The organism is Vibrio sp. 10N.261.54.E10, from assembly GCF_002877735.2.
In the GTDB taxonomy this organism is placed as follows: Bacteria; Pseudomonadota; Gammaproteobacteria; order Enterobacterales; family Vibrionaceae; genus Vibrio; species Vibrio crassostreae_C.
In genome coordinates this window covers 2,273,195-2,298,908 of the sequence record NZ_MCXE02000001.1, presented here as the reverse complement: position 1 = coordinate 2,298,908, position 25,714 = coordinate 2,273,195, and the positions used below count along the sequence as shown (strand labels likewise).

General features: G+C 42.7%; 20 protein-coding genes. 12 read left to right on the top strand and 8 right to left on the bottom strand.

The genetic code is table 11. The features are described from left to right. Positions 1-35 precede the first annotated feature (35 nt). Genes BCU07_RS10080 through BCU07_RS10030 form a run of 11 tightly spaced genes read left to right on the top strand, consistent with a single transcriptional unit; the run spans position 36 to position 10,086 of the window. Positions 36-1,352 (top strand): type II and III secretion system protein family protein, encoded by a 1,317-nt coding sequence (locus tag BCU07_RS10080; protein WP_241910068.1) that lies wholly within the window; start codon positions 36-38, stop codon positions 1,350-1,352. Then, complete coding sequence (locus BCU07_RS10075; protein ID WP_017060819.1) at positions 1,349-1,825, top strand: hypothetical protein; 477 nt, start codon at positions 1,349-1,351, stop codon at positions 1,823-1,825. The genes BCU07_RS10080 and BCU07_RS10075 overlap by 4 nt, the downstream gene beginning before the upstream one ends. Next, entirely contained in the window at positions 1,825-3,066 is a 1,242-nt protein-coding gene (locus tag BCU07_RS10070; protein ID WP_017060818.1) for an AAA family ATPase, read from the top strand. Before BCU07_RS10075 ends, BCU07_RS10070 begins: the two co-directional genes overlap by 1 nt. Then, positions 3,063-4,340 (top strand): CpaF family protein, encoded by a 1,278-nt coding sequence (locus tag BCU07_RS10065; RefSeq protein WP_102428928.1) that lies wholly within the window; start codon positions 3,063-3,065, stop codon positions 4,338-4,340. The genes BCU07_RS10070 and BCU07_RS10065 overlap by 4 nt, the downstream gene beginning before the upstream one ends. Then, on the top strand, positions 4,340-5,248 hold the full coding sequence (locus tag BCU07_RS10060) for a type II secretion system F family protein (protein ID WP_198599063.1): 909 nt from the start codon (positions 4,340-4,342) through the stop codon (positions 5,246-5,248). The genes BCU07_RS10065 and BCU07_RS10060 overlap by 1 nt, the downstream gene beginning before the upstream one ends. After that, positions 5,245-6,084, top strand: a complete 840-nt coding sequence (locus BCU07_RS10055; RefSeq protein WP_017060815.1) for a type II secretion system F family protein — start codon at positions 5,245-5,247, stop codon at positions 6,082-6,084. The genes BCU07_RS10060 and BCU07_RS10055 overlap by 4 nt, the downstream gene beginning before the upstream one ends. Positions 6,085-6,093: 9 nt before the next feature. Continuing rightward, complete coding sequence (locus BCU07_RS10050) at positions 6,094-6,819, top strand: tetratricopeptide repeat protein (protein ID WP_102428926.1); 726 nt, start codon at positions 6,094-6,096, stop codon at positions 6,817-6,819. Continuing rightward, on the top strand, positions 6,816-7,307 hold the full coding sequence (locus tag BCU07_RS10045; protein ID WP_102428925.1) for a TadE/TadG family type IV pilus assembly protein: 492 nt from the start codon (positions 6,816-6,818) through the stop codon (positions 7,305-7,307). Before BCU07_RS10050 ends, BCU07_RS10045 begins: the two co-directional genes overlap by 4 nt. Next, on the top strand, positions 7,304-7,873 hold the full coding sequence (gene tadF / locus BCU07_RS10040) for a tight adherence pilus pseudopilin TadF (RefSeq protein WP_102428924.1): 570 nt from the start codon (positions 7,304-7,306) through the stop codon (positions 7,871-7,873). The genes BCU07_RS10045 and tadF overlap by 4 nt, the downstream gene beginning before the upstream one ends. A 2-nt stretch (positions 7,874-7,875) precedes the next feature. Further along, complete coding sequence (locus BCU07_RS10035) at positions 7,876-9,396, top strand: pilus assembly protein TadG-related protein (RefSeq protein WP_102428923.1); 1,521 nt, start codon at positions 7,876-7,878, stop codon at positions 9,394-9,396. A 6-nt stretch (positions 9,397-9,402) separates the two neighbouring features. Beyond that, positions 9,403-10,086, top strand: a complete 684-nt coding sequence (locus tag BCU07_RS10030; RefSeq protein ID WP_241910067.1) for an OmpA family protein — start codon at positions 9,403-9,405, stop codon at positions 10,084-10,086. Positions 10,087-10,154: 68 nt separating this feature from the next. On the opposite strand, the gene chrA is transcribed toward BCU07_RS10030, so the two are convergent. Next, positions 10,155-11,300 carry a chromate efflux transporter gene (gene chrA, locus BCU07_RS10025; protein WP_102428921.1) on the bottom strand — a complete coding sequence of 382 codons (1,146 nt, stop codon included), beginning with the start codon at positions 11,298-11,300 and terminating at the stop codon, positions 10,155-10,157. Between the two features lie 101 nt (positions 11,301-11,401). Here chrA and BCU07_RS10020 point away from each other — a divergent pair, with 101 nt between their 5' ends. Continuing rightward, a complete protein-coding gene (locus tag BCU07_RS10020) occupies positions 11,402-12,328 on the top strand; it encodes a LysR family transcriptional regulator (RefSeq protein ID WP_102428920.1) in 927 nt (308 codons plus the stop codon). 270 nt (positions 12,329-12,598) lie between these two features. Here the strand turns inward: BCU07_RS10020 and BCU07_RS10015 are convergent, their stop codons facing one another. From BCU07_RS10015 to ebgA, 7 genes are all read right to left on the bottom strand, one after another. After that, a complete protein-coding gene (locus tag BCU07_RS10015) occupies positions 12,599-13,939 on the bottom strand; it encodes an MATE family efflux transporter (protein WP_017060807.1) in 1,341 nt (446 codons plus the stop codon). Positions 13,940-14,331: 392 nt separating this feature from the next. Continuing rightward, positions 14,332-16,725, bottom strand: coding sequence for an alpha-glucosidase (gene ygjK, locus BCU07_RS10010; RefSeq protein ID WP_102428919.1), 2,394 nt, complete (start codon positions 16,723-16,725; stop codon positions 14,332-14,334). Positions 16,726-16,740: 15 nt separating this feature from the next. Then, the gene (ygjJ, locus tag BCU07_RS10005) at positions 16,741-17,805 is read right to left on the bottom strand and encodes a protein YgjJ (RefSeq protein WP_004734431.1); all 1,065 of its coding nucleotides are present in this window, start codon (positions 17,803-17,805) and stop codon (positions 16,741-16,743) included. Between the two features lie 448 nt (positions 17,806-18,253). After that, positions 18,254-19,687 (bottom strand): amino acid permease, encoded by a 1,434-nt coding sequence (locus BCU07_RS10000; RefSeq protein WP_017069519.1) that lies wholly within the window; start codon positions 19,685-19,687, stop codon positions 18,254-18,256. 572 nt (positions 19,688-20,259) lie between these two features. Further along, on the bottom strand, positions 20,260-21,684 hold the full coding sequence (locus BCU07_RS09995) for an amino acid permease (protein WP_017063320.1): 1,425 nt from the start codon (positions 21,682-21,684) through the stop codon (positions 20,260-20,262). Between the two features lie 142 nt (positions 21,685-21,826). Then, complete coding sequence (locus BCU07_RS09990) at positions 21,827-22,279, bottom strand: beta-galactosidase subunit beta (RefSeq protein WP_017066026.1); 453 nt, start codon at positions 22,277-22,279, stop codon at positions 21,827-21,829. A 3-nt stretch (positions 22,280-22,282) separates the two neighbouring features. Beyond that, positions 22,283-25,414: a beta-galactosidase subunit alpha gene (gene ebgA / locus BCU07_RS09985; RefSeq protein WP_102428918.1), complete on the bottom strand. Its 3,132-nt coding sequence runs from the start codon at positions 25,412-25,414 to the stop codon at positions 22,283-22,285. Positions 25,415-25,714: the final 300 nt, after the last annotated feature.

Genomic DNA, 25,714 nt, shown 5'->3' with positions numbered 1-25,714 from the left:
GTATAACAGCAAAGATAACGAGATGGGTATTAGTGATGAATCTGCTGTTGATAAACTCAATGGTATTCGCTTCACAGCGATATATTACTCAATTTGAAGGACAGCATATCTCTCTCAATGAAACGATCACAACAGTGTTTATTAGCGCACCAGATATAGCCGATTATAATGTTATCGATGAAAAAACAATTGTCGTTTTTGCGAAAGAAGTGGGGCAAGCGCGACTCGAAATCTATGGCAAAAACAATAAATTACTATTGTCCGAGAAAATCATCGTCGATGTGGATCTGAGCCAAGTTCGTCGCCAGATGAAACTCCATTATCCAAAGCTAGACATTAAGCTAGAGTCCGTCGGAATGCAAGTTGCGGTAAGCGGTGTGGTTGATTCTAACCAGCAGCGTGATGATATATATCGGATGGTCGCAACCCTACTGGGGCGTGAGAAAGTCGCAAAGTATGAAGCGACTCGATTGCTTGAAATAGAAACCGATCTTATCGATATTCCAGAACCACAAGATATGGTTTTTGCTAGAAATATGACTTGGGATGGGATTTTAGAGCTACTTGAGGTCGCAACAGCGCAGCAGGTTAATGTCAAAATCTCGGTCGCTCAAGTAACTGAAAATTTTGCGCAGACAGTCGGTGTTGATTGGTCAAGCGTGGGGGCGGGTGTCGGAGAGTTTCTATTCCAACAGTTCGACGCTGCTGACCTTACAACTGTTATTACAGCATTGGGCAATGAAAATGTCGCGCAAATTTTAGCAGAACCAAATCTGACCGTTATTTCCGGTGAGTCCGCGAGCTTCTTAGTCGGTGGGGAAATTCCCGTAATCGTAACCACGAACAATAATATAAACATTACGTTTAAAGAGTTCGGTGTTCGTTTGAGTTTGACGGCCAATGTGATGAGCGAAGAGCGTATTCGTATGCAGTTGCTTCCCGAAGTGAGCGAAGTCGAGCGGTATATTCGAGCGGCAGGCATTGAGGTTCCACAATTGGCAACGCGTAGAGCCATGACGACGATCGAGTTGGGTGATGGTGACAGTTTCGTACTGGGCGGGCTAATGAGTAGCTCTGACTTGGAAGAGTTACAGAAAACCCCCCTACTAGGTGATATTCCAATTTTAGGCGCGGCATTTAGAAAATCTTCGACAGATAGAAGAAGAACCGAATTGTTAATTGTCGCGACAGTGAATTTGGTTCAACCAATAAAAAGTAAGAAGGTACAGCTGCCTCAAATGCATAAGACTTCTACATTTCATCGTTGGCTTAATATCGATTCTCCAGCTGAAGCAAACAGTGGTAGTGATCCTACAATTGAACTGTTATCTCAAGGAGGATTTATACAATGAAGAAATTAATTGTAATAGTGGTCATGATGTTTCTTATCTCGGGTTGCGCGGAGCGTTATCTTAATGGCAAAGGTAGTGAATACTTAGTCTACCCAGAGACTCATATCTATAAATTTAGTGTCAAATCTATTCCTGAAACCAAAGAGCAGTTAAGTAATCTTATCGCTAAAGTTAACGATATAGATCCCGGAGCCTCTTATAAGTTTGAGTATAGGAATAGAAATTCAAAAAATTTGATTGACAATGTTGTGAATGAATTTGAAAAGTTACCACTGTCTGCTGAGGCGTTCAGTGTGCATAAAAATATCGAATTAGACAAAGATCTTAAAATTACAGTGATCTACCACTCTCTATTACAGGAAAAATGTAAGTTTGCTTCTGTAGAAGGTGTTGATGTAAGCCAAAACTGTTTTGTGGAAGCGGCAAGAGTGGGGCAGGTTATTCACAAGGAAAGGCTCGTGGAGGGATTATAATGTTTGATTTAGTTAAAACAATGAAAGAGTCCGCAGCTTCGGAAGATTTGTCAGGCATTAATAATGGTCCATCTGATTGCGTATTAGTGTATCAATCGCAGGAGTGCGTTGATCTCGTAAAAGAAATGTTTCAATTTGAAGGTTGGGATGAACCACAATTTATTAAAAACACGGATGTAAATAAAAAGTTCTATGAAGAACAAAAATCAAACATTGTTTTACTGGAGTTATGTAACTCAGAAACAATGGCGGACGATGCTCAAAATTTCGCTAGTCATCTTCCTACCCGAAAAGGGCTGATCATTATAGGACAGCAGGACTCTATAGTTAAGCTTCGTGAATTAAAAGAAATGGGATTTTACTATCTATATTGGCCTATTAATAAGTTTGAATTTTCTGACTTTATACTAAATGTTCAAGCAAATTTAGAATCTTTTTCTGGTGTGAGTGAAAAGCGTAAGGCAAAGCGCGTTGCTGTTGTGGGTAGTAAAGGTGGGGTAGGTACTTCTCTGATTTCCACTGAGTTGAGTTCAATGTTATCTACGCAAAGTATTGATACAATATTAGTCGATCACCAATACAGTGACTCAAATATCGATGTGTTAATTGGTTTGGAAAATTTTCAATCTAGATTGATTGATGAATATTCTGTCCCAATTCACGAATTAGATAATGATGGAGCGTTAAGTTATTTAACGCAAGTGAGGAAAAATTTTAGACTGCTGTCATTGCAAGGAGAGCAAGACCAAAAATTCATTTATGATTATAATCAAACATTATGTGAACTATTAAATAGAAGTGCTAATTTTATTATCGAGGATTTTTCTGGAAGTATCGATTTTAAAATTACCCCGCATGCATTAATAGAAATTTATGATGTAATCATCGTTGTCCTAGAACCTTCCGTTTCATCAGTAAGAAATGCACGTACATTGCTATCAGCACTCGAACAAAATCAAGTGTCACAAAGTCGTCGCACTCGAATTATAACTTTAGCCAACCATCATAGACCAGAGAGTACATTCGTTATTGGACAAGGTGATATAACAAAATACCTTGAATCAAAAGTTGATATTGATATGCCTTATTGTAAAAGGCTGTCTCATTTAATCGTAGAAGGTAAGCGAGCTCATAAACATGAGAAAAGCATTCGTAAAACAATTGAGGACCTATCAAACTTAATAAATGGTCAATCAGTGCAAAAACATCAGGGTTGGTTAAATAGACTGGTGGCACGATGAGCACAACTAAAGAGCTATATATATCTTTTCGCACTCAGATTTTTGAAGCGCTTGATGTCGAAGCGATTCAAACCATGAATCGCAATGATTTAGAGGGACAAGTTAGAAGTGCTGTTGATGTACTTTCTAGCAATAATGAGCGTCCAGTAACGGCAATGATGCGGTCAAGTATTGTTAAAAGTATGCTAGATGAGCTATTTGGATTAGGACCTATTCAACCGCTTGTTGAAGACTTTTCGATAACTGACATACTTGTTAATGGCCCAAATGAAGTATTTTATGAAAAGTACGGTAAATTGGAACGTTCAGATATTACTTTTGTCAATGAAGACCAACTTCTTAATATTGCTAAACAGATCGCTTCTCGAGTTGGTCGCCGAGTTGATGAGCTATCCCCTACAGTGGATGCCCGACTCGAAGATGGTAGCCGAGTAAATATCGTTATTCCTCCGATTGCTTTAGATGGTACGACGATTTCTATTCGTAAGTTCCGTGAGCAAAATATCACAATGGAATCTTTGGTCGAATTTAATTCTATGTCTTTAGATATGGCAAGGGCGTTATCGATTGCTTCTCGTTGTCGGTTAAATATTTTGATTTCTGGTGGTACAGGTTCAGGTAAAACAACGTTACTCAATGCTTTATCACATTATATTAGTGATGATGAGAGGGTGATAACAATAGAAGACGCTGCTGAACTTCGGCTTCAACAGCCTAATTTAGTTCGACTTGAAACGCGAACTAAGAGTATTGAAAGTACTGGCCTAGTGACACAGAGAGATTTGGTGATTAATGCGCTTCGTATGCGACCTGATCGCATTATTCTTGGTGAGTGTCGTGGTTCAGAAGCGTTTGAGATGCTGCAGGCGATGAACACCGGTCACGAAGGGTCTATGTCTACCCTACATGCTAATACACCAAGAGATGCTATCAGCCGAGTCGAATCTATGATTATGATGGCAAACTTAAACCAGCCATTGGATGCTATTCGTAAGGCTATCGTCAGCTCAATTGAACTGGTTGTGCAAGTGAACCGTTTACGAGATGGCTCTCGAAAAGTAACAAGCATCTCAGAAATTGTCGGAATTGAAGGGGATAGTGTTGTCATGGAAGAGATATTTTCCTTCCAATATGATGAAGTCAATTATGGTGAGAATGTAAAAGGCAAGTTTGTTACAGAAGGTATCATGCAACGATCCCACTTGGTACGAAAAGCCCATTTTTTCGGTTTATATAATGAACTGATGGAATCCTTTAAAGGGGTAGGGACATGATCATTTGGATATCTTTTATTTTATTTGGGATTGCCATATTTTTACTTTTTGATGATGAAAAATCAAAAGTGGTTAATTTTTTTCCAAAATTGAAAAAGACGCAAAAAGAAGATGATATTTCGGTGATTGATATCAGTGGACTGCTGCCTAGAGCAAGTTGGAGAAGTATTAGAAGAGACCTACATCCAACTATAGGAATATTAGGTTCAAGAGCAAAACTAATTGTTTTATTTTATGTTATTTTCAGTGTTTTTATATCCTATTATTTGATTTATCATTTTTTCTATATTCGTTCAATGTTTATTATGATTGTTTCAATCTTGTGTTTATTATTCTTCGGTTACTTTAGGCTTAAAACGGTTAGAAGAAAAACATTTCAGCGGACATTTCCTGATGCTCTGAATATATTAATGAGTGCGGTGACTGCTGGTGAAAGCCTGATGCAGGCATTTATATTCGTTGGGGGGAATATGGATGGTGAAGTTGGGCGAGAATTTAAGTTAATGGGTGACCGACTTCGTCTAGGTGAAAATTCTGAGGATGTTTTAAAGCGATCTTGTGAGGTCTTTCCCTACCCTGAATACATTTTTTTTACGATTGCAATAAGAGCCAATCTGAATCGTGGAGGCCAACTTAAGGGAGTATTAGCTAGGTTGATTAGAGTGTTAGTCGATGCTCGTGCAATGGAAAGAAAAAAAATGGCGATGACATCTGAAGCGAGGATATCAGCAAAAATAGTGGCAGCCATACCATTGTGTTTTGCAATAATGCTAAATTTTTTGAACCCAGACAATATTAAATTTATTCTCCATGATCCAGAAGGTCAATGGATACTTTATTATGTGTTAGGTAGTGAATTGTTAGGTTTATTTATAGTGTGGCTTCTTGTTAAAAGGGTGAAATTATGAATACTATTATTATACTATTTGTTTTTGCTTTTGGTTTGTATATGGCAATTAATATGTTAGTTGATTTGAAGAGAGAAAAAAGAATAGAATTTCTGCTAAGCGCAACACAAAAAAAGCATAGATCATCTAGAATTAACTCATTTATTGTCAAGTTTGGTAAAGAATACCGAGGGGAGTTAGAGCAGAAAGTTAGGGATGCTGGTATTCACAGCCCTCAACTGGCTATTTATTATTTTCCAATTAAAGTTTTATTTTTCGCGGTTCTCTTATTCTTTGTTTGGATAGCGGACATTGCTATAGAAACTAAGTTTATATTAGTGGTTGTTAGTGTGATCACAGCTGTACTCCTCCCTGACCTTATCTTAAGTTTAAAGCAAAAGGCGGTTGTCAGAAAGATTTCGATAAATCTTCCCTATTTACTAGATATGATGTCTGTTTGTGTGCAGACCGGTATGACAATAGAGGCATCTTTTGCCTATTTGTCAAAGGAACTAGAAACCTTTGATCGTGATTTATGCTATCAGATAAAAAAAACGTCAGACTTTGGCAAGATTCAGGGTATCGATAAAGCTTTATACAACTTGTCTGAACGCGTTCCTTCCCCTGAAATGTCGAGCTTTGTTTTGACTATTATTCAAAATATTCAATACGGATCTTCTATTTCCATGATCTTATCTGATTTGGCTGAGGATATGCGTAAAATGCAGTTACTTACCGTTGAGGAAAAGATGGGGAAACTCTCCGCTAAAATGAGTATACCTTTGATTTTACTTATTATGATGCCTATTGTCATCTTAATTTTAGCACCTGGAGTCGTCCAGATGGGACTTGTTTAGGAGTGAATTATGAGAGCTAGATATTTTATTTTTACTCTTTTATTGGTGTCGTTAATTGGCTGCTCTTCAAGTCAATCTGAACTAAGTCTAGACAATGAAGTCGATAGCATGGAGCGAGTGGGTAATTATGATGGTTTAGTTAACTATTATAAAGGTAAGCTTGAAGAATCACCCAACGATACAGTTTCTATGCAGGAGCTAGCTAAAGTTTATTTTGATAAGGGTGATATCGAATCAGCAAGGTTTTATAGTGATTATCTTTTAGGCTTGAAAGTGGTTAATTGGGAGTTATCTCAATTACGAGGTCAAGTTTATAATGCAGATCATAACGATGCTTTGGCGGTAGAGTCTTATCTACGTTCTATTGAGTTGGGAAATAATACGGCAGAAGTAGATGTTCTATTGGGGATATCTCACTGCATGAATGGAGATTATGAGTTAGCCGAGAAATATTTTAATAATGCCAGAATCAAAGGTTACAATGATACTGCGATAAAGAATAATTTGGCATTGATTAAGTTTGCTGATGGAAGATATCAAGAAGTGATTGATTTATTACTTCCATTGTACTTGTCTGATCCTAAAAATAAAAAAGTTCAGGCAAATTTAGCTATTGCTTTGATTAAGTTAGGTCACGTTAAACAAGCCAGTGATGTTTTAGGTAGTAGTTATTCAATCAATGAAGTTACAACCATGTCTAGACGCCTATCTTCAGGCGCTGGGAGTTCAATATGAGAAGAATAGTCAAGTATGCTAAGGGGTCTCTAACCGTCGAGGTGGCTTTAGGCATCATCATTCTCATCACGGCGACGGTAATGATATTCGAAATGGCGTATCGGATTTACGTCTCAAATTTGGTTGAGTTTGCGCTCAGAGAATCGGTTAGGTCAACGACTGTTTTTCAGGGAGATAATTCATACACCAGTTATAATACCAGCTTTTTCAACGTGATGAATGATGAAAGTAAATTATGGTCTTCACTGACGCCTGTTGATAACTTTTCAATGGCAGGCAAATATTATGTGAGTTATGAGGATCTTTTATCTGATAATTATCGTAATGATGGCGATATGCTGATTGATGATTCGGGATATTCCTTTGCCGAAATATCATTGAGTTATCAATATGAACCTATTTTACCTTTGCTTGGTGGAAATTCTGAAATCATTTCATCTTCAGTGTTACTTACTCTCGAGCACGAGGGTTGGGAGAGTGTTAGATGAACATATCGGAATTAACAAATAATGGAGGCTTTCGAAAAAAACGCAACTCAACACTGCAGCGGGGCGCCTTTACCATTGAGTTAGCACTCATTTTATTTGTCGTTATAGCCATATTTTATTTTATGAGTGACGTGAGTCATAAGTTATTGGTTAGAGCAAAGCTCGACCGAGTGAGTTTTGCTCTGGTTAACGTAATGAAAGAGCGCACTCGATATTATGATGAAAATGTCATCTTAACTGGTGATGATAGAGACAAAATGGTCATTATTGCCGCTCGTCTGCTAAACACAGCTCCAGAAAGCGTAGCGCTGAGAGTTGAAGCTATGCACGATGGCTCTGCTGCAAATATTGATTCATTCGAAAGTGACCAGTTCAACAACTTAGGTTGTAATGTACCATTAATTTCATCGAAAGAGGCTTTGGTTCCTGTAGAGAACGGAGTCTCTTTCCCTCTTTACCAAGTGTCATTATGTGAAAGTAATTCATCTTGGTTTGCACGTTTGTTGGGGATTGCTAATTTATCAGAAATAACCATTTCATCGAGTTCGGTGATGGTTGGGAGGTAGATATGATAAACCCAAATACATTTAATCGCGGTCCTCATCGTCAGAGAGGTATTGCCGCAATTTGGCTTGGACTGACGTTAATACCTTTGTTAGGCGTGTCAGTTTTTGCACTCGAGGGAACTCGATATATACAAGAAACAAGTCGTTTGAGAGATGCTGCACAAGCTGCTGCCCTTGCAATAACAATTGATGATAAATCGAATGAAGCAGATGCTTTAGCGACTCGATATGTTGATGATTATGTGCGTAGTATCGAGCATATAGATATCACGACAGTAAGGACTTATGAGGAGCCAACTGCGGCGAATGATGATACCGAGAAAATTCAATATGAAGTTGCAGCAGTGACTACCCATAATTCGTGGTTTGCGAGTAATTTAATTCCCTCATTCGATGAAAATCAAAAGCTTGCAGGCTCAGCGCTCGCCGCGAAATATCCTTACTATCTAGGTGATAAATTAGTAGACATTGTGCTAGTCACTGACTTTTCAGGATCAATGAATCGGGATTGGAGTGGGGCAAGTGGTGATGTAAATACAAAGATTCAAACTCTCAAACTAGCTGTTTCAGATCTTGCTGATAATATTTTGGTTGTGCGTGAAGGTGATTCTACAGTGCTTAACCGTCTAGCGATTGTTCCTTTTAACCTCAGAGTTCAGGATAAAATTAATAACAATTTATTCTCAGGAAGTCAGTTGAGGTATAGAAGTGATTACCACTCTTCTGTTTCCTCTAAAACGTATGAAAAAGTCAATTGGCGTTTTTGGTCAAAAAGAACATTAAGTGAAGTCGAAGATTGTGCCGATGATATATTTGATTGCCCTAATATTGGGAATAATAATCAGCACAAACAAGCTAAGAGAGTGTTGGATGTTTTAAATATTAAATCTAGACGTCTTGAAATACCAGAGTATATAGATTATCAGAAATCTGTTGATGATATGTTTAACTATAAAAGAGATAATACAGATTTAAAATTTGACTTTAGAGCGGATACTAATGTTATTTACAATAGCTCAATGACGATGACTAATGGCATAGGTCACTATGTGATTCCTCTTACCAGTGATTCTGATTTGATTGAAGAAATGCAGGATATGAATTCAGGAGGCAATACGGCTTCATATCAAGGTATTTTAAGAGGGCTTCAAGTACTTAATGATGGCATGCCAAGTAATTCGGCTAGTCAGCAGGAGATTGATGAATACAGTCAAAGAGTCAAAATTATGATTATTTTGAGTGATGGTCAAGAATATCCATATACGAGTATTTTACCCGACTTAGTTGATGCCAATATGTGCAATGCTGCAAGAGAGCACTTTCAATCTGAGAATGGCAGCCTGTATATAGGTGTTATAGGTGTTGATTTTGATGCGACTAAACAAAATGGATTTCAGAAGTGTGTCTTAAATCCTGATGAAGATATTATCGATGTACGTAGTCGCGAAGAATTGATTGAACGTATTCAAAATTTAATTGAGAAAGGATCTCGAGGTACTGGTGTATCGAGACTATACGGGTGAGTAAAGATGAAAAATACAATGCTAGCACTAGGTATGCTTGTTTCTTTCTCTAGTTATGGGCAGGAGATTAGTGATCAGGTAGTAGAATATTGTGGGAATACTTTTTCAGAGTATTCTCACACCATCGAAATTGGTGAAGTTCAAGGGGTGGCTAGTCATCGTGATGGCTATTGGCAAATTCATGAGGGAAGTCATGATCCAGCTCTCAAGTGGGAGCTTCTTAAGCGCTCACAGTTGATCACTGATCCAAGTGATTGTCTCACTTATATATCAAACCTTGGTATTGCTAGCTTCGATAGTGACAAAGGGCAGCTCGTTGCTCGTGTTAACTTCGCCTTTGATCGTTATTATCTGACCCCTCTTGCTCGTGAAGTGCTTGCTGATGTGGCAAAACATCTCGCAGACAATGACTACCTAGTGACCGTTGAAGGCCATACCGATTGGGTGGGCAGTGAAGCTTACAACCAAGGGTTGGGGCTAGAGAGAGCTCAAAGTACGTCTAAACAGCTTTTCACTTACGGTGTTGAAAAAGAGAAAATGACCCTGAAATCATTGGGTGAGTCTGAGCCAATCGCAAGTAACAAAACCTCAAAAGGTAGAGCTCAAAACAGACGTGCTGATGTGTATATTCCCCCAGAGTCTTTTAACCAAGACGATGCCAGTCCAGCCTCTACACAGATAGAAGAATAACCACTATCTCAACGGTCTCATAATCCGAAAATTATAATGCCCACTAATTAGAATTAGTGGGCATTATATTAAATGACTCCGAGTCCAAACCCTATTGCAATAAACAGAGCTACCATCCATACGATTGGCATCTTCATTGTTTTTAGTAGCCACACGCCAACAATGATCAAAGCGAAGTCTAAACCACTGCTCACTGCGCTTGTGAAAATCGGTTGATATAGCGCTGCCAACAATAAACCGACAACCGCCGCATTCACACCAGTAAGAGCGCCAGCCACTAAAGGTTTACTTGCGATTGCCTGCCAGTTTTTCAATACCCCCAGTAGTAATAAGAAGCCCGGTAAGAACACGGCGATTGTCGCCAACAAAGCGCCAGTAATTGGTGCCGATGGCATTAATACATAGCCTAGGTATGTCGCTAAGGTAAACATAGGACCAGGTACAGCCTGTGCTGCAGCATAGCCCGTTAGGAACGCATCTTGGGATAGTTGGTCACCAATACCATTCTGCAACAATGGAAGTACCACATGACCGCCACCGAATACTAAGCTGCCAGCTTGATAGAACAGACCAAATACTTCAATACCTTGAGAATATGCACTGAACAGAGGAAGGCCAACCAACAGCGCAACAAAAATAACGAGCGGTGTTATGGAGATCTTGTGTGTTGATGGAACCGTTTTGATGTCTTGTGAGGTCAAAAACTTGCTGCCAATGATTGCGGCAAATAGAAGTACCAAGATTTGTGGCCAGATCCCAGGAAGCAACAGGAGAACCACGGCAGTCATGACACATAAAGCGGTCGCGACTTTCGATTGGCAAAAGTTTTTGTACATGCCAAATGTGGCATCAGCAACCACCACCACTGCGAGTAGCTTCAAACCGTGAATGATTGAATTAAACAGAGGTGCTTCCAATAGTTGATTGCTCACCAAAGCTAATATCAACATTAAGATGACAGACGGGGAAGTAAAGCCGATAAACGCAGCAATCGCACCCGTTAAGCCACCTCTTTTGTAGCCAACCGCAAAGCCAACTTGGCTTGAACCTGGGCCGGGTAGAAATTGACTAAGCGCGACAATTTGCCCGTACTCTTCATCAGATAGCCAATTCAGCTTCTCAACAAAGGTTTTACGGAAGTAGCCAATGTGCGCAGCTGGCCCACCAAAGCTAATCCAGCCAAGCCAGAAAAAGGTTTTAAAAATTGAAAGCATGATCGATTCCAGATAAATGTTTAGCGTAATTTAGGTGGAGTTGAACTATGATTCAAATTAATTATTTTAATTATAACTATGAATGAAATGGGTTGTTTGGAATGGCTGATTTTAATTGGAAAGGGATCGACCTTAACTTATTGATTGCACTGCAGGCTTTGTATAAAACAAATAGCGTGAGTAAGGCTGCTGAGCGTTGTTATGTCAGCCAATCTGCGATGAGCCATAGCTTACAAAGGCTACGAAAGTTGTTTGATGACCCTTTGTTTGAGCGGGTGGGTAGCAAGATGGAGGCAACCGACCGAGCCATTGAACTATCAAGTACCGTGGACGCGCTACTGAATACCATCCAGTCTGAAGTTCTGTTATCTAAATCGTTTGATGCAGAGACTTATAAAGGGACTTGGAAGATTGGTCTCACTGATTATGCCGAGCAGATGTTCGCTCCAATATTGTTTGACCTGATTAAGCAATCCTCTCCTTATTCCCAAGTAGCGTTGTTCAATGTAAACCGGAGTAACTACCAGCAAGTCTTTGACGATGCCAAGCTTGATATGACGATAGGCAGCTTTGGTGAGGTACCAAAGCAATATCGAACAAAGCATTTGTATACGGAGCGACATGTTTGTTTACTTGATCAATCGGTTCTATCCATTGAGGAGCCGATGTCGCTAGAACAATTTGTTGCTGTCGAGCACGCGCTTGTTTCCCCTGCAGGGGCTTTAAAGACGGGAGTGGACACTCGTTTAGGTGAACTCGGTTTAAGCCGGAAAGTCGCGATATCTTCCAGTAACTTTTTAACTGTTAAACGACTCATTCGTGGCAGAGAACTATTGTGTATTGTCCCCAAGCTAGTCGCGCGCAAGGATATGGATAGTGAAGAAACCTTACTAGCTGTGAATCCACCAATTGATGTTCCAGATTTTGATATCCAGCTTGTTTATAGAAAGGCAAAGCATTTAGATGATAAAAATAAACTACTTAGAAAGCTGATTACTAATGCGATCTCATCTGTGATTTCCGAATAGTTTATTGTGTCGGTTAATCGTCAAATTCATATGAATTAATTTTAGAAAAATCCGGTTTATTATAAGAACCCGACTATACTTAATTTACGACTTAAAGCAGTCGTAAAGAATAGGCTTTTTGATTTACCTAAGTAAAAAAATTGGTTATATCCTCATGATATAGCTTAAAAATCTACCAGGCTAAACGGACTTAGTTGGTCTTAAAAGCGCTAGCTCCCCCTAGCGCTTTTTTCTTTTGGTCGAGATAAATTTCGACGTATCAACAACAACCTAAAAAGAGAATCGAGTCCATTTCTTAGCTCGCCAGCGATAGGCCATGATGATTCCACGGAACCACTCGTCCATCGCGATTGCCATCCAAGCACCCAATACGCCATAACCCCAATGCACGCCAAGCAAATAGCTCATGGCAACCCCAATGCCCCACATGCTGAGAATGCCCATTTTGATCGGGAATTTAATGTCGCCAGCAGCCTTTAGACAAGAGATAAAGATAAGGTTAAATACTCGTCCAGCTTCAAGAATGATGGAACCTGCAATCAGTGCCGCCGTTAGCGCAATGATCTCTGGATCTTGCGTGAACAGATCGAGAATTTCGAAACGGAACACATACACCATGCAGGTGATCGCGGTTGACGCGATAAAGCCAACCACAAAGTAACGTTGCACGCGCTTGGTAATCTCGTCGATCCAACCCTTACCAATGTAATAGCCTGTTTGGATTTGGCTGCCTTGACCAATTGCCAGTGCAAACGCAAAAGAGAGGCGAGCGATGTTTTGTGCGTAAGTAAACGCAGCCAGTGAAGACGTACCCATCTGCACTACAAAGAAGGTAATGCTGATCTGAGCCATGTTATAAGAGAGCACTTCTCCAGCGTTCATCGAGCCGATCTTCATGATTTTTTGATAGATGGCTTTCGGCACAGATTTAAACTGCTTCACTGGTAGATAAATCCCTTTGCTTCTGACCACACCAATCAAGATCAACATTCCGATTACTTGGCTAATGACGGTCGCGGTCGCAACCCCTTGCACGCCGTATACAGGCAAACCAAAAGGTTGATATAAGGCACAGTAGTTACCGAATACGTTGATGACACCTGCAATCATATTGATCACCATCGGTGACTTTGAATAGCCATGACTGCGCAAAATAGTGGTGAGAACCACACCTATGGTTACATTGAAGGTGAGAGCACCACTGATGAACAGGTATTCTTGCGCGTACTGTTCGACTTGAGGTTCGAGTTGATAAAGCGGGATAAAATATTCAGCAACAAGAACGGCAATCACACTCAGTAGCACACCGGCAATAATGGCCAGAATGATACTTGCTACACCCACGTGAGCGCTCTCTTGAGTGCGGGAAGCACCATTGTATTGCGCGATTAGAATACCCGTACCACTGCTGACCATGGTCGAGACAATGATCAGGAAAAAGGATATCTGAGAAATAACACCAACGGCAGACACGGCTTTGTCCGAGTATCCCGATAACATGAATACATCACTGGTGTTGAGTGCGGTTCTTAAAAGAACTTCGATAAAAATTGGCCAGGTGAGCGCAACGATTCCCATACGTTTGTTTAGGGTGGAATCAGCATTAGGCATTTAGGTTTTCTCAAAAAAGGGGTAGGCGACGCTATAGTTTAGCTATTATTTAGTAAACGACTATCAAATTAATGTCCGGAAGGCTAATAAGGATAAATAAAATTCGAATAAGTCTTCAGAATTCAATATTTCAGTGAGGGTGATGAAATTTTTGAATGGGATTTCATAGCAAGAGCACTCTTTGCTTTTTGTGAGTAAAAGCTTGCCTGTGTTAGCTGAGTACAACGAACAGAGTAAAAGGATCATGGTAGGCCAAATGGTCTAAGTGCTTGTTTTTCGCTTACGTTACTTCAGATATAAAAAAGGCACTCAGCGAGAAACTGAGTGCCAAAGTCTGAAATTTATGAGGTTAGATTTTCATTGAATTTCAGAAGACAGGTATAGGTTTTTACTTACTCTGCGTCAGTAAAGAAATCGTTGTATAACATGTATAGGTGGGCAGCACTCCAAGAGAAGTTTGGAGCACCTTGTTGTTCACCGTTTAGCGGGTTGTAGTTCTCACGGATAGGACCGTCTTGTACCAAGCCATCGGCGTGGTCAAAGAACGCACCTGCCATTTCAATCGCATCGTCACGGTAGCCGTAGCTATCCATGCCTTTTAGGCCGAAGTAGAATTGATCTACCCATACACGTCCACGCCAGTAAATATCTGGGCCAAATGCTGGGCTAGAAAGCGCTGCTGTGCCCAGTGGAACGTAGGTGTTGAACTCTGAGGTATCTTTCATCACAGAGACCACGGCATCAGCGTGAGCTTGTGTTGCTGCACCGTTGAACAGTGGTGACCAACCTTCAGGGCCTTTACCACGCTCTACAATCGGTTTACCTGCACAGCCATTCGCTAGTGGTTTGTCTTCGATACGAATGTCGTAGAAGAAGTTAGTGCCTTCGTCGAACATACAGGTGTTGATGTAGTTCGATAGATGCTCAGCTTTTTCACGGAACTCTTTCGCTTCTGTGTCTTTACCTAGAATGTCAGCCATTTCTGCTAGGTACTTATTATCGCTGTACATGTAGCTTGCTTGGTCGACAGATTCTTGCAGTAGTGAGTAGCCCAGTAGCGTGTCATCTTCAGCGCGGTTTTGAGCGAACTCAACATCCCAATCGCTGCGCTTGCCGCCATTCGCCACATACGCGTCTAGCTGGTCTTTATCGATGAAACCAAATGCGGCTGCATCGTCACGACCTGACTCCCAAGACGCGGCAGTTTGTGCTGGGCTTTCGATGTAATCGTAGTTACCTTCAGCAATCACTTTATCCAGTGCAGTTTGGCCTATAACTGTCTCGTGTTTATCGCCACGAACCACGGTGAAGTACATTTCACCTTCAGGCGTGTTGTGTGCTTTATCGCGTGCTGCGCCGTATTCAGGTACGCCGTTGCCGTTGTTGTCACGGTTGCGCAGCCACCAATCGTGGTATGCCACTAGCTTTGGATACATCTCTTCGAGCCAAGCTTCATCGCTGGTGGTCTTATAGACTTCCATTACTGCCCATGCTGCTAGGCTTGGTTTGGTATTACGTTCATTCCAGTTACCGCCATCGCCGCCACGTTCTGGACTTAGGTTGTAAGCGAGTAGATCGGGCACGTAACCTTCATCCCAAGGACGAACGGCATCGTCAGCCTGAATTTGGTAAGCGAACATCGCGCGGATGTTATCTTTCGCTACATCTGGGTTGAAGTGAGCCATTGCGTAGGCTTGCTTCCATGTGTCCCAAGGCCAAGTTTGGTTGCCCGAGAACCAACGCGCCGTCACGGATGGTGTCACAGAGTCAAACTCCATCGCACCTGCAGCGCCACGCCAGTTACCGTTTAGGGTTTCCATCGCTTTAACCGCAACACGCTCTTGCTCTGGTGTCGCGTTCGGGTTGGTTAAACCCATCTCAAGATAGCCTTCCCAACGTTCTGCTGATGCCGCTAAGAAGTCGGTAGGGTTTGCCATGATCTTTTTGATTTCAGGCTGTTCCGCTTGCGCTTCTTCTGCCGTTAGAACATGCGAGTATGTGGTGTAGATAGTCGTCGATGCTTCAATGTTTGCCGTTGAAGTAAACGCTAAACCATCAACCGTGGTTTTCGTTGGAATCGACTTGTGAACTTGGTATTCAGACTCACCAGAAGTCAGTAGATCCCATGTCGAACGAACCTTACCGAAGGTCACCTTTAGGCCATCGTCGGTTGCGACGATTTTACGGTCATACTCAGGGTAAGTTTCAGCGATTGTTTTGTCGGTTTGTGCCACGCCTTCTTTGGCGTGCGTCTTTTCTAGCAGTTCACCATCCCACACCAATTCAACCGGTGAGTCGGTAGTGATTTTGGTTTCTAGCAGAGAGGTACGGTTTGAAGCAAAACGCATCGTCATTTCTACGGTCACATCGTCAGATTTTAGCGTCTGAACCAATGCGCCCGGTAGGCTGTAAGCTTCCATAGTGAAAGCCACTTTTTTGCCGTCTTTGAACACGCTTAGGCGGTCGAAGTTATCAGCCATGAAGTTGATGTATTCTTCGGTAAGCAGGGCTGTACCTGGGAATCCGCCCATGCCTTCTGCACTGTCTGGCAGCAGGTGACCGTGCCATGCACCTAGGTCGAAGAATGGGTTAAAGCGTTGGTGGTCATCGAAGTCGTAGTCACGCATGTATTCAGGTGAGCCAGTACGGTCGATAACGTTCTTAAATTCGTTGGCTTGCAGTTGCTCTGTGTCAGAGCCTGAGCCAGAGATTGAGTTTGAAGCACAACCAGTAACGACAAGGGCTGCACCGATAGCGAGAGCTGCGAATGATTTATTCAGTTTCATGATCAATTCCTGTTATTACCAGTAGAAGTATTGCATTGCGAACACCTGAGCGTCGCCGATTTCAGTGTCGCTGCCTACGCCAAAGCGGCTATCGAAAGCAGTCGCAAACGCGCCGTTGCCGTATTCATACCAAACGCCAGCATTGATGTAAGAGGTGATTTCTTTGTCGCCATTGTCACCGTCAAAGTTTGCGTAGTTGTAGGCTGCAGATAGGTAAACGCCTTGTGCCGCTTCGTACCATGCACTGGTTTGAATACCAGACTCGCTACCGAAAGACTCTTGGTTGCCTTTATCTGTATCGTGCCAAACACGAGTGGCGAAGTTTTTGTACTCAGCACCCAATAGCAATAGTTCACCACCATCGTTGTTACGAACTTCACCACCACCCATTAGGGTTAAGTCGTCGGTCAGATCGTATTGAAGGTAACCATTGACCATGGCGTTCTTATCTTTCCATTGGTCTGCGAAGCTGTCGTATTTACCGAAGTGAACAAGAGCATCGTCTTCCGAGAAGTCAGACTCTGGCGCGAAAGAAACGCTGTAGCGAAGCTTGCCTTCTAGGTTTTGAATCTTCACACCAAGGTGCACGTCTCGCGTGTTTGAGATCGCGTAGCCGTATTCAACCGTAGGGTCACCCCACCATTGAACGTCATCTAATGAAGAGTCCATACGACCAATCATGAATTCTGTTTTGTTATCTGTGCGGTAGCCAGCGTAAAAGCGGTTGAAACCACCTTCAAAACCGCCCCAGCCGTGGCCCGTTGCCCAAGCATTGCCTTCGTCATCGGCTTGTACTGTCCAGCCCTCCATATAAGCAAGACCAAACCAATTACCGTGCTCGATAGCCAAGCCAGCTTCAATGTAAGTACCGTCTGCGTAGCGGCCTTTATCATCACCTTCGAGTGCCACGTGACCACCAAGGCCAAGCTCACCATAAAAGTTAAATAGGGTTTCAGTTTCTGTCTGAGGAGGCTGAGTATCACTGTGGTTTGCTGCGGACTCTTCCGCGTGGGCAGTGGTACTTAAGGCAGCAAGAATACAGCTTGTAATAAGAGTGTTTTTAGTAAAACTACTTTTCATTTTAATCACTTCTGTGTCGGGGTTATAAATGAAGGTTCGCAAGCAGTTCTGACTTCTAATATGGGGTGCTCTTCAAGGCGTATTGGTCAGGTTACTTACGATCGCAAAACCAATATTAATGATAATTTTGATGTTTAAAATTAATTAAGTTTAAAAGTGTGATCTATTTTTAGTAAATATTTACTTTGTTTTTATTTTGACTTTCAGTTGAATTTGCAGAGGTATGGCTAGGGTTATAAGTATTCGGGAGGTGAATTGTTTGATGGGTGGTTAGATTGTTGGTTCGAATGTTTTGATTCTTGAATGGCTTTGATTTAATCGAGATGGTTAGTGGAAATGTACCGACAAATAAAAAGGCACTCACCAAATGTGAGTGCCTGAAGTTTAAATGCGAGTGCCTGAAGTTTAAGTCAGAGTGCCCGAAGTTTAAATCAGAGTGCAGGGTAAACTAAGCGTTCGCCGGTTCAGGTTTTGCTTCTAGTTTTTTCTCTTCTGGAGATAAGCTTTTTTCATATTTTCCGTACTTCCACCACGCGTAGCCAAGGAAGATAACAATCCCGCCCACGTTGTAGAAGATGATGGTCATGATGTCAGCACCTGTTGGGAAGGTTGACGCAAAGAAGCCAACAGTGAAAATGCCGATCAGAATCGAGACCACGGTAATGCCTGTCATACGTGAGCCCATTCTGAAATCACGAGGTAAGTGATCCAACTTCAAACGTAAATTAAGGTACGCGATCATGATGAATAGCGGTGGCAACATCGATGCTGCAGCTGTCATGTTGATAATGGTACTCATCAGATCTTGAACCGTATCGGACGCCAGTGTCGGAATGAACATCAGTGGAATCACAATCAAGAACTGAATCCAAGCCGCACGCTCTGGAACGCCTTGTTTGTTTAGAGCGACCGTTTTCTCACCGAAGATACCTTTAGGGATTTCAGAGAAGAAAATCTTAACGGGTGTTGCCGTCCACATCAGCAGAGAGCCCAGCATCGCCGTGAATGAAACCACACCAACGAAACGGTTCATCAAGATTTCAGACAGGCCAAAGTGTCTTGCTAGCCCTTCAAATACCTGAACTGAGCCGCCTGTGAATTTAAGCTCTTCACGCGAAACAAACACGTTTGCTAACACAGATCCTACCGAGTAAAGCGCACCGATGAAGATACCGGCAATGATGATGACTTTAACGAAAGACTTGTGACCGCCTTTGATGTCGTTAACGTAAACCGCGACCGATTCTGCACCGCCTGCCGCCATGAAGATCCAAGTGATTACGCCAAGGAATGCCCAGTTGAAGCTTGGTGTCATGGCTTCAATGGTGATTGGGTCAGCTGGCTCGATACCGCCTACCAAAGCACCGCCAGATAGCAAGATGTAAGACATCGTTAGCAGCAGCATCAGTGATGATGTTAGTGAGGTGATAGGGCCCAGTAATTTCGCACCGTTATTCGAGATATGAGTCGCGACCGCAAACAAAATAGTACTTAGAATTGCGGTGGTCATTGGCGTGAATATGTACTCAAAACCTAAGAACGCATACGACGCGTAAGCGATGATTCTAGGGAGCAGAGAGGTGAAGAAGAACAGGTTAACAAACCAGTAGGTGTAAGCTGAAATAAACGCCCAGCGGCCGCCTAGAGAGCTTTTAACCCAAGAGTAAACACCCGCTTCAGAGTCTTTATTCAGTGACACAAACTCTGCAACGATCAAACAAAATGGCACAAAGTAAAAGATGGTTGCTAGAAAGAACATCGGTGCCGAGGAAAGGCCGATCTCGATGTTGTTATTAATGATGTTATTGAAGCTGTATACCGCCGCGAAGGTCATAGACAGTAGGGCAAATTTGCCTATCGTACTGCGTTTATTTTCGGACATGATGTTCTCCGGTGAATCACGTTGATGATCGTTATAACTTGGTCCTAGAGAGGGAAGCTCTAGGCCGCACTTTTATTGTTATGTTGGTTTGGCAAACACCCGCTTTGTTTTGTCAGGGTTGGCTCATTGTTGTTTTTATAGATTTACGATCGGACTTCTTTGGGGTTTTTTTCTTTGGTATTTCAGTAAACTTATTACCAAAACAAAGAGTTAAAGATTAAGAAGTTCATTGAAGAGATTGCTTGTTTCATGAGCGACGATTTATAAGGCGTGTAGGGGCTTTTTTGTCGCTTTCTTTATATGAATCAGTTTGTCTCTTCAGCAAGAAGATTAAAGATTAAGCGGCGGGAAGTTAATCGAAATTGATCAAATATGTGACCTTGAGTAAATAAATTTAGTTAATGTTTTACCTTGGTTTTTATTTGAGTTTTATTACCTATTAATTGGTGTTTTTCGTGAACTGAAACCTTGACGGAACGCCGTTTTATTTTTGGGATTTTTATTTTAATTATCTGATTTAAAACAAAAAAGCGCCAATTAAGGCGCTTTTAACTAGATGTATAGATTCTGGATTACGACTGCTTAGCCGTTTCTAGCTTTGCTTCTTTACCTGCTTGCTTCTTTTCAAAGCGAGAGATCCACCACCATGCGATACCAGAGAATACCGCTGTCATGAAGACGTTGATGAAGAAGGCTTGAACAAGGTCAACACCTGTCGGGAATGCCGATGCTGTCATGCTCACAATGAAGATACCAATCAGTACCGAAACCACTGCCATACCTTGAACTCGAGTACCCATGCGGAAATCACGTGGTGTGTCGTCATGCTTCAAACGGAATACAAAGTACGCCACCATGATGAAGATAGGCGGAAGCATTGCGGTACCAGCGGTTAGGTTGATTGCTGTGTTCATCATGTCTTGTACTGATTCAGAGCCGAAGCCGTTAACCACAAGCATCACGAATACAAACGCGAACTGCCACCAAGCTGCACGTACTGGCACGCCGTGTTCGTTAAGCTCTGTTGTTTTCTCGCCGTAAACACCTTTAGGAATTTCAGAGAAGTGAATTTTTACTGGAGCTGCTGTCCACATCATCATCGAACCGAACATGGCAACGAATAGGATAATACCGACGAAGCGACCCGTTAGAGATTGTGAGATGTCGAAGTAGTTTGCCATACCTGTGAAGATTTCAACCATGCCGCCAGCGTAGGTCAGTTCATCACGAGCAACGAATACGTTTACTAGAAGAGAGCCAACTGCGTACATTGCGCCGATTGCGATACCTGCACCAATGATAACCTTGATGAAAGACTTGTGACCGCCCTTAACATCGTTTAGGTAAGCGGCTGCGGTTTCAGCACCACCGGCTGCTTGGAAGATCCAACACATGATACCTAGCGTTGCCCAGTTGATGGTCGGTGTCATTGCTTCAAGCGTGATTGGTTCTACTGGTTCATGGTTGCCGCCCAGTGCCATTAGTGCGCCGATAACGTAGATTGCAAACAGAGCGAATACGCCGTAGGCCACGATCTCGGCAATCTTACCTAGCCAGCTCGCGCCTTTGGTTGAGATGTGTGTCGCTGCTGCAAACAGAGCAATCGAGATAGCCGATGTGACGACTGGCGAGAAGGCGTATTCATAGCCCAACATCGCGTAAGACGCATAAGCGATTACGTTTGGTAGCAGAGATACAAACCAGAAAAGGTTTACGAACCAGTATAGGAACGAACCTAGGTAGGCTGCTTTTGAGCCTAGCGGTTTTTTAAGCCAGTCGTACATGCCTGACTCAGAATTTTTATTTGCAGATACGAATTCAGCAATGATGAACACGAATGGAATGAAGTAAATAAGGGTAGCGAGCAAAAAGATAGGGGCTGAACTCAATCCCAATTCGATGTTGTTGTTTACAATGTTGCGAACGTTAAATACCGCTGCAAATGTCATGGAGAGTAGGGCAAATTTGCCTAACTTACCGCGTACAGATTCAGACATAGTGTCCTCCGAGGAATCACGTAATTATAGTCGTTATTTCTCAATGCTTCCTTGTAGGGAGGAAGCGTTGAGGCTTTGTTCAGCATGTTGGAGCCTTGAACGGCAAGGCTCGATACATACTGTGAATAGATAGCGTTATTGTTTATTTATTGAGGAAGTAACCGTCTTCAATGGTCACTTTCAGTACCACTTTTCGAACTCGGTTATCACCGTGGAAACGGTAAGCCTGATTGTTGTCAAAGATCGCCACTTGGCCTTCAGCTAGCTCACGAGTTTCACCGTTCCCCATTAGGTGTTCGCGGTCGGTTTCATCGCTATAAGCTTGGATCTGCTCTAGCTCTGATTTCGCTGCGAATTCAACCGTTTCACGGCCTTCTAGGTAGTAGTGCACGTCGAAGTAACGACGATTACCGGTGAAGTTTTCTGTGTTACGAGCCACACCGTCTTCAATCATGTAAGCCAGTGAATCACCAATTGAATACATCACGCCATCTTTGATGTTTCCGATGTTTTCAATCGCTTCTACACAGCGTTGCCATTTACGACCATCGCGGTAGACGACTTTAAATTGTTCTAAGTTCTCTAAAACGATCATCGCTTATGCCTCGTTCAGTTGTGGTTGAGCTTTTGGTGCATTCACCGTAAAAAACTCATCGCCAAAGTTGTGATTGATTAGGTGCTGCGCATCGCAATCGCCTGCTTGGAATGGAATCAGAGTTAAACCGTAGCGGAACTCGTCCATGTAAACGCGGTAAGAATCGAGCACTTCGCTGCCCCAAGAGTTAGAGCCTAAGCCCATCACTTGGTGATCTAGGTTTAACGTGATGTAACCGCTTTTCTCTAGCTCAATGGTGTGTTGTGCTTGGTGCAGGTTTTGGTTGGTGTAGAACCATGCGCTGAAGTTGATTTCTTGCTGTGGTTTTACTGCAATACCATTACCCGCGCGGCTTGAAAGCGCAGCCCAACGAACGTGTTGGCGGTTGCCGTTGTTCTGTGGGAACGGGTAGTTCTCGAACATGTCTGCAACGGTTGATTGGTACACATCAATCATGTTGGCTTGCTTGCTGTCTTGGTAGTTCTCTTCAGGGCCGCGTCCGTAATATTGGACTTGGTCGAAGTCGCCGTTGATGCCCATATCAAAACCAATCACAGGAATTACATGAGGGTACTCACCGTAACGTTCGCCGCTTAGCTCAACGTTCAATTGGCCTTCAGCATTAACTTGGTAGCGATATTCACAACGCATGCCGAAATCGAATACTGGTGGAGCAATGATGCTGGTGGTGGTGATCTCTACCTTGCCATTTACCTGTTCAACGTTAACGCATTCAAGGTCAATGCTACGGAAGTGCTCCTGCATAATTTGCAAGTGTGCAGGCTCCCAGTAACCATCGTGCTCTTGTTTATGGTTATCGATCATTGGCTTGAAGAAGTTGATTCGTGGTTCTGACTTAATCATCTCTTCGCCATTGACCAACCATGACGTCAGCTTGCCGTTCACTTTCGAGAAGTTCAGTGCGAAGTTGTGGCCTTTGATTAGGTAAGCTAAACGAGACTCTTCCACATTCAGTGCTGTCGCATTGTTGTTAGTGAAGGCTTCTAGCTGTGCTGTGTTCTCTTTCACTTGGAATTGATACACCGCGATGTCGTGGTTCGCTTCGCTGTAAGGCGTACGAGAATCCTTGCGCACGGTAAAGTTCACAAACACTTCGCGCTCATCAAGTTGTGGCAAGTTAAGTGTCAGTTCACGGCTCGAGTTTTCTGCCAGTTCTTCAATCTTGATGTGTTGCACAGCAATGGTTTCACCTTCAGCACGGATTTCCGCAGTGATGGTGTAGTCATCGATGTTTGAGAACCAAAGTTTGTTGTCTACCGTGAAGGTGCCCGTTTGTGCATCGAAATCGCGAAGCTTCACTGGGGCAATCACTTGCTTGTACTCTTTCAAGCCAGGGCCTGGCGTTTGGTCTGGGTAGATCAAACCGTCCATGCAGAAGTTGTAGTTGTTCGGGTAGTCACCGTAGTCACCGCCGTATTTGTAGAACTCTGTGCCTGCTTCATCACGCGCTAGAATGCCGTGGTCACACCATTCCCAAACATAGTGACCTTGAATTGCGTCATGCTTGTAGAACACGTTTTGGTATTCAGTTAAACCACCCGGGCCGTTACCCATTGCGTGTGCGTATTCGCAGATGATGCGTGGTTTTTCGTGTGGGAATTCACCGAAGGCATTCATCAGTTGAGCGCGTGAGTACATGGTTGAAATGATGTCGACCACTTCAGCATCACGGTCTTCTTCATAGTGAATCAGACGCGTGTCATCAATTGCTTTTGCTGCATCGTACATAGAGCGGATGTTGCAACCGTAACCCGACTCGTTACCTAGAGACCACATGATGATAGAAGGGTGGTTCTTTTGAGCGTGGATATGACGTTCGATACGTTCAACAAACACCGCTTCCCATGCTGCATCGTTAGTGATGCGGCTTAGGTCGCCAACGTTAGCAAAGCCGTGAGTTTCGACATCGGTTTCACCCATCACGAACAGGCCGTAGATGTCACACAGTTCGTAGAAACGTGGGTCATTCGGGTAGTGCGCAGTACGTACTGAGTTGATGTTGTGTTGCTTCATCAACACCAAGTCTTTCTCAACGCGATCCATGCCCACAGCACGACCTTTCAGGTGGTCGTTGTCGTGACGGTTTACACCATGCAGCATCACGTATTTGTTGTTGATGTAGAACAGACCATCGCGAACTTTAATGTCTCGGAAACCAACGCGCTGTGGAATCACTTCTAGCACTTCGCCGTCTGTGTCTTTTAGCGTCAGCAACAGTTGGTAAAGGTATGGGTTTTCAGCATTCCATTGAACAGGGTTCACGACATCGATAGAGAATTGAGTGTTCGCATTGCCGCCAGTCTGTTGGTTAGGAACAGTTAAGTTATCTACTGAGCCTTGGGAGATAACTTGGCTGCCATCAAGCAATGCGTACTCAAGAGTTGCGTTAGTCGCTGCTGCTAGGTTTTCTAGAGCAACGTTGCACGAAAGGGTCGCGCTTTGGTAAGCGTCGTCAAAATCAGTACGAACCATTAGGTCTTGAACGTGAAGTTGTTCTTTACCAACAAGGTAAACATCACGGAAGATGCCGCCTGTCCACCACATGTCTTGGTCTTCAATGTAGGTAGAGTCGGCCCACTGCATCACTCGAATAGAAAGTAGGTTGTTGCCTGCTTTTACCTGGCTAGAGATATCGAACTCAGCGGTTAGGCGGCTGCCTTTGCTGAAGCCCACGTACTCGCCGTTTACGTAAACTTCGAAGTAAGTTTCAACGCCATCAAATTTGATGATGGTTTGTTTCTCGTCCCAGCTTTCGCCAAGGAAGAAAGAGCGTTGGTATGCGCCGGTTGGGTTGTCTGATGGTACGAAAGGCACATCAATTGGGAATGGGAAACCTTCATCTGTGTATTGAAGATCGCCGTGGCCTTCCATTTGCCACATGTTTGGAACCGTGATGTTTCCCCAGTCGCTCATTTCCTGAGAATAGAACTCTTCAGGAACCAATAGCGGATTGGTGAAATAGCTGAAATTCCATTGGCCACTCAATAGTTGGAAGTGGCTGCTAAGTTCACGCTGAAACGTTTTTGCATTCTTTTCTGATGCGTATGAGAAGAAATATGCACGCGGTGCCATACGATTCTCATGTAAGTTCAGGAAGTTTTCCCAGTTGTTCACGTTGCCTCTCTCTCGGCCTAGATGCAATTTGCTGACCGACGTTCTTATGCGTAATTGGGTCGTAGTGAATACGAGTATTTTTGGACTGAGGTAATTATTAGTAAAACTTTTACTAAATGAAATTGGTGAAAACGTTTTACTTTAACTTCATCACGTTTTTTATGGTCTTTTTACAGTGCTGTGTGATCCACTTAAAAGAATGCTATTGGCTGTTTTATGAAGCAGGCTAAAGAGGCATGTATGTGTATATAGGCGTATGTGATGGGTACAAAAAAGGCCACCGTCAACAAAGGTAGCCTT

Bases quoted from the DNA above. Each gene is read 5' to 3' on its own strand.
- BCU07_RS10080 (WP_241910068.1), top strand. From the start codon at position 36: ATGAATCTGCTGTTGATAAACTCAATGGTATTCGCTTCACAGCGATAT.
- BCU07_RS10075 (WP_017060819.1), top strand. From the start codon at position 1,349: ATGAAGAAATTAATTGTAATAGTGGTCATGATGTTTCTTATCTCGGGT.
- BCU07_RS10070 (WP_017060818.1), top strand. From the start codon at position 1,825: ATGTTTGATTTAGTTAAAACAATGAAAGAGTCCGCAGCTTCGGAAGAT.
- BCU07_RS10065 (WP_102428928.1), top strand. From the start codon at position 3,063: ATGAGCACAACTAAAGAGCTATATATATCTTTTCGCACTCAGATTTTT.
- BCU07_RS10055 (WP_017060815.1), top strand. From the start codon at position 5,245: ATGAATACTATTATTATACTATTTGTTTTTGCTTTTGGTTTGTATATG.
- BCU07_RS10050 (WP_102428926.1), top strand. From the start codon at position 6,094: ATGAGAGCTAGATATTTTATTTTTACTCTTTTATTGGTGTCGTTAATT.
- BCU07_RS10045 (WP_102428925.1), top strand. From the start codon at position 6,816: ATGAGAAGAATAGTCAAGTATGCTAAGGGGTCTCTAACCGTCGAGGTG.
- tadF (WP_102428924.1), top strand. From the start codon at position 7,304: ATGAACATATCGGAATTAACAAATAATGGAGGCTTTCGAAAAAAACGC.
- BCU07_RS10035 (WP_102428923.1), top strand. From the start codon at position 7,876: ATGATAAACCCAAATACATTTAATCGCGGTCCTCATCGTCAGAGAGGT.
- BCU07_RS10030 (WP_241910067.1), top strand. From the start codon at position 9,403: ATGAAAAATACAATGCTAGCACTAGGTATGCTTGTTTCTTTCTCTAGT.
- chrA (WP_102428921.1), bottom strand. From the start codon at position 11,300: ATGCTTTCAATTTTTAAAACCTTTTTCTGGCTTGGCTGGATTAGCTTT.
- BCU07_RS10020 (WP_102428920.1), top strand. From the start codon at position 11,402: ATGGCTGATTTTAATTGGAAAGGGATCGACCTTAACTTATTGATTGCA.
- BCU07_RS10015 (WP_017060807.1), bottom strand. From the start codon at position 13,939: ATGCCTAATGCTGATTCCACCCTAAACAAACGTATGGGAATCGTTGCG.
- ygjK (WP_102428919.1), bottom strand. From the start codon at position 16,725: ATGAAACTGAATAAATCATTCGCAGCTCTCGCTATCGGTGCAGCCCTT.
- ygjJ (WP_004734431.1), bottom strand. From the start codon at position 17,805: ATGAAAAGTAGTTTTACTAAAAACACTCTTATTACAAGCTGTATTCTT.
- BCU07_RS10000 (WP_017069519.1), bottom strand. From the start codon at position 19,687: ATGTCCGAAAATAAACGCAGTACGATAGGCAAATTTGCCCTACTGTCT.
- BCU07_RS09995 (WP_017063320.1), bottom strand. From the start codon at position 21,684: ATGTCTGAATCTGTACGCGGTAAGTTAGGCAAATTTGCCCTACTCTCC.
- BCU07_RS09990 (WP_017066026.1), bottom strand. From the start codon at position 22,279: ATGATCGTTTTAGAGAACTTAGAACAATTTAAAGTCGTCTACCGCGAT.